At 72.0% G+C, this 3,988-nt stretch carries 1 protein-coding gene; it reads right to left on the bottom strand.

All coding sequences use genetic code 11. The annotated features are described in order from the left end of the window. The coding region (locus ABTY20_RS34900; RefSeq protein WP_352001157.1) for a type I polyketide synthase at window positions 1-3,988 on the bottom strand (3,988 nt) is incomplete at both ends.

Below are 3,988 nucleotides of genomic sequence, written 5' to 3'. Positions count from 1 at the left end.
CGGCCTCCCCCACAGCCAACACCGCGCCCAGCAGCCCAGAGGTGAGCCCGGCGCCCGGCTCGACGTCCAGCAGACCGAACCGCCCCGGATGCTCCAGCTGGGCCGATCGGACCAACCCCCTGACCGGGGCGTCCGTCAGGCCCTCGGCGTCTTCGGACGCACCGACGACGAAGACCAGACGGGAAGCGGCGAACCTCTCGTCCGCCAGCCAGTCCCGTACGAGGGTCAGAGCCCGGTCGGCCGCCTGGTGCGCCGACTCGACGACGTCCGGCCGCGAACTCGTCACGGCGACCAGCACCGTGCCGGGCACGTCGTCCCCGGCCAGTGCATCGAGGTCGGTGGCGGTGACCGGAGCGTCCGCGTCGGCGGCGATCGTAGCGAGGACCTCGTCGCCGAGCAGTGCGACGGGGTACGGAGAAGGAGTACCGGTCACGGCACGGGCGGGCACCCAGTCCACGTGGTAGAGGGACTTCGCGCCGTTCTCGGACGCGCTGCCGACGGCCGAGGCGGACCGTACGACGAGGGACTCCACCGAGGCGACGGGAGCACCCGCCGGGTCGGCCAGCTCGACGGCCAGGGAGTCGTCACCGGTCCTGGTCAGCCGGACGCGCAGTGCCGAGGCGCCGGACGCGTGCAGGCGCACGCCTTCCCAGGAGAAGGGCACGCCACCGAGCACGGTGCCGTCACCGTCGTCGCCGAAGGCGAAGGAGGCGTGCAGGGCGGCGTCGAAGAGCGCGGGGTGGAGCCCGTAGGTGCCACCGCCGACGTTCTCGTTGAGCGTCACCTCGGCGAAGACCTCGTCGCCCCGTCGCCAGGCGGCCCGCAGGCCCTGGAAGACCGGACCGTAGCGGAGGCCGGCCTCGGCCAGCAGCTCGTAGCAGTCCGTCACGTCGACCTCGTGGGCGTCCTTCGGCGGCCAGACGGACACGTCGAAGTCGGAACGCGCGACGGTCGCCCCGTCGGCCAGTGTGCCGTGCGCGTGCACGGTCCAGGGGCTGCGGTCGTCGTCCCCGTCGGGCCGCGAGTGAACGGCGACGCTACGGCGCCCCGTCTCGTCCGCTTCACCGACGGTGACCTGGATACGGGTGCCGCCGTGGGCGGGCAGGACGAACGGGGTCGGCAGGGTCAGTTCCTCGACCGTGTCGCAGCCGACCTCGTCAGCGGCGCGGATGGCCAGCTCCAGCAGGGCCGTGCCCGGCACGAGCACCGATCCCCCAACCGCGTGGTCGGCCAGCCACGGTTGTGACTGGAGCGACAGCCGCCCGGTGAGCACCACCCCGTCGGTGCCGGCCAGCTCGACGGCCGCGCCCAGCAGCGGGTGGCCCGGGGTGCCGAGGCCCGCCAGGCGGATGTCACCGGCGCCGGTGGCGGATCCCACGGGCCAGAAGTACTCGTGCTGGAAGGCGTACGTCGGCAGGTCCACCGGGCGCCCGCCCGTTCCGTCGAGCACGGCGGCCCAGTCGGCGTGACCGCCGCGGACGTGCAGCTCGGCCAGAGCTCGCAGAGCGGTGGTGATCTCCTCCCGGTCCTTGCGCAGCACGGGTATGAGGAGGGCGTCGTCGCCGGCGCTCTCACGGGCCATGCCGCTGAGCACACCGTCCGGACCCAACTCCACGAAACGGGTCACGCCCTGGCCCGCCAGGGCGCGGATGCCGTCGGCGAAGCGCACGGCCTCACGGACATGGGCCACCCAGTAGGCGGCGGAGGTGAGCTGTTCGTCACCGGCAAGCGTGCCCGTGACGTTCGAGACCACGGGAATACGGGGCGTGCGGAACGACAGTCCTTCCACGACCGTGCGGAAGTCGTCCAGCATCGGTTCCATCAGCGGCGAGTGGAAGGCGTGCGACACCCGCAGCCGGGTCGTACGACGACCCAGCCCCCGGAATGCCTCCGCCACCGCCTCCACCGCGGCCTCGGCACCCGAAACCACCACCGAGGAAGGCCCGTTGACGGCCGCGACCGACACCTCACCGGTCAGGTGCGGCAGCACCTCCGCCTCCGTCGCCTCCACCGCCACCATCGCACCACCGGCCGGCAGCGCCTGCATCAACCGGCCCCGCGCGGCCACCAGCGCACACGCGTCCGCCAGCGAGAACACCCCCGCCACATGCGCGGCCGCCACCTCACCGATCGAATGCCCGGCCACGAACTCCGGCCGCACACCCCACGACTCCACCAGCCGGAACAACGCCACCTCGACCGCGAACAGTCCGGCCTGGGCATAGACGGTCCGGTTCAGTACCTCCTCGTCCTCACCCCACACCACCTCGCGCAACGGCCGGTCCAGGTGCTCGTCCAGCCCCGCGCACACCGCGTCGAACGCCTCCGCGAACACCGGGAAACGCCCGTACAGCTCACGGCCCATACCCAGCCGCTGCGACCCCTGACCCGAGAACAGGAACGCCGTACGGCCCTGTTCGGTCGCGCCGACGATCGCGGCGGAGTCGCTCTCCCCCACGCACACCGCGGCCAGGCCTCGCACGGCGGACTCACGGTCGTCGGCGAGGACGACGGCACGGTGGTCGAAGACGGAGCGCTGTGTGGCCAGGGAGCGGCCGAGGTCCACGGCACGCAGTTCGGGGGCGGCCTCGACGCGGGCCAGGAGACGTGCGGCCTGGGCGTGCAGGGCGGCCTCGGTCTTGCCGGAGAGGACCCACGGCACCACGCCGGGGGCAAGCGAGGCGAGTCCGCCGTTTCCTGCGTCCTCCTCATCCGCCCTCTCGTACTCGGGTTGTTCGAGGATGAGGTGGGCGTTGGTGCCGCTGATGCCGAACGAGGACACCCCCGCACGACGCGGCCCTGGACCCTGCGCCCATTCCACCGGCTCGGTCAGCAGCTCCACCGCACCCGCCGACCAGTCGACGTGCGACGACGGCGCATCCACGTGCAGAGTGCGCGGCAGCACACCGTGCCGCATCGCCATCACCATCTTGATCACACCGGCCACACCCGCCGCAGCCTGCGTGTGACCCAGGTTCGACTTCACCGACCCCAGCCACAACGGCCGGCCCTCCGGCCGGTCCTGACCGTAGGCGGCGATCAACGCCTGCGCCTCGATCGGATCACCCAGCGTCGTGCCCGTGCCGTGCGCCTCCACCACATCCACCTCACCGGCGGACAGCCCCCCACTGGCCAGCGCCTGCCGGATCACCCGCTGCTGCGACGGACCGTTCGGCGCCGTCAGACCGTTCGACGCACCGTCCTGGTTGACCGCACTGCCCCGCACCACCGCCAGCACCCGATGCCCAAGACGCCGCGCGTCCGACAACCGCTCCAGCACCAGCACACCCACACCCTCGGACCAGCCGACCCCGTCGGCCGCATCCGCGAACGAACGGCACCGGCCGTCCGCCGACAACCCACCCTGACGCGAGAACTCCACGAACGTCATCGGCGTCGACATCACCGTCACACCACCGGCCACCGCCAGCGAGCACTCACCCGAACGCAACGCCTGCGCCGCCCAGTGCAACGCCACCAACGACGACGAACACGCCGTATCCACCGTCACCGCAGGACCCTCGAACCCGAACGTGTACGCCACACGACCGGAAGCGATGCTGGGAGCACTGCCGTTGCTGCGGAAGCCCTCGTACTGCTCGTCGGTGAGCATGTTGCCGTAGTCGTTGTACATGACGCCGGCGAAGACGCCGGTCCGGCTGCCCCGCAGCGAGACCGGGTCCATCCCGGACCGCTCGATCGCCTCCCAGGTCGTCTCCAGCAGCAGACGCTGCTGCGCGTCCGTCGCCACCGCCTCCCGCGGGCTCATCCCGAAGAAGTCCGCGTCGAAGGCGCCCGCGTCGTGCAGGAAGCCGCCGGCCTTGGTGTAGCTGGTGCCCGAGGCCTCGCGGTCGGGGTTGTAGAGGACGTCGGCGTCCCAGCCGCGGTTGACGGGGAACTCGGTCACGGCGTCGACGCCGTCGGACACCAGCCGCCACAGGTCCTCCGGCGAGGACACCCCACCCGGGTAACGGCACGCCATCCCCAC

This window comes from Streptomyces sp. NPDC126497 (assembly GCF_040302425.1).
GTDB lineage: Bacteria > Actinomycetota > Actinomycetes > Streptomycetales > Streptomycetaceae > Streptomyces.
Note: the sequence above shows the minus strand (reverse complement) of the source record. Positions and strands in the feature narration are given on the sequence as shown.